Annotated in this window: 1 protein-coding gene; it reads right to left on the bottom strand. The window is 28.6% G+C overall.

Annotated elements, in window-relative coordinates; genetic code table 11:
- Window positions 1-462 precede the first annotated feature (462 nt).
- Window positions 463-852, bottom strand: a complete 390-nt coding sequence (locus AC07E5_RS09750; RefSeq protein WP_032040164.1) for a tautomerase family protein — start codon at window positions 850-852, stop codon at window positions 463-465.
- Window positions 853-1,024: the final 172 nt, after the last annotated feature.

The raw sequence follows: 1,024 nt of genomic DNA, 5'->3' as shown, positions 1-1,024 counted from the left end.
GGATAAAAATGAACAATTTCGTAAATTATAATTCTATAACACTAAAGTTACATGTTACTTATGATTAAAAATCATTTAAATGATACATAATTTCATGAACTTTCAGATTGTAACTTTAGGGTATACTCTATAGTTACATAATTCGTGATTTAAAGAGACCTAGAAAAAGAGAAATGGTATTTATTTGAGCTAATCAAAGTTGAGAAACTTTAGAATTCTTGCATTAGTCAAATTTTAAGCAGCCAAAAGCTATATTTTATGAGGTTTTAGCCAATTCAAAAATTAAATAAACTATACTTTCGCAAGAGGTCTTTTGATTAAATAATAAGCGTGGAACGTGAAAAATCATAAAAAAAGCCCACCTTGGGGAAGATGGGCTATCAACTAGAAACTACAGCATTGATTTATAAAGATAATTATAACGCATTTCGTATAAGGTGTATTATGTTAATTTTAGGAAATTTAAACATTTACCTTATAATTTAACTGTAGTTCATCCGCATTTTCCCCTCTAATGCCCCAGTTTTCTTTAGGAGTTTCAAATATAGTTATCTCAACATCATTTGAATCAATACCGCATAGATTGTTTATATTTTCGAATAAAGTCTTAATAAATGCTTTTTTAGTCTCTTTTGTTCGTCCATCGAACATGGAAATTTCAATAATTATATAAGATGTACTGCGGTCTGCTGGATATATAAAATTTTTGGATTCTAGTGGAATAAAACGTTGAAACCTTTTTTCTTCAGGGTATTTTAATTCTTTAACTAAAGCCTGATGGATAGCTTTACTTAAATTATCACGATGTAATTCTATAGTTTCATCTAAAGCATAAATTTTTATCTGAGACATTACTTTCTCTAAATTAAAACCCTAATTTTAGCTTAATTCCCCCCTATTTAACATAATGGCTGTTATACGAACAATCTTTGTAATGCATATTGCATTACAATATTCTCATGCATTCAATAAATGGGAAAATGATGGCTACTGTTAATTTCAGGGTCGATGAAGCCCTTAAAGA

Source organism: Acinetobacter seohaensis, from assembly GCF_056431365.1.
The sequence above is the reverse complement of the archived record's forward strand: the minus strand, read 5'-3'. Positions and strand labels throughout refer to the sequence as shown.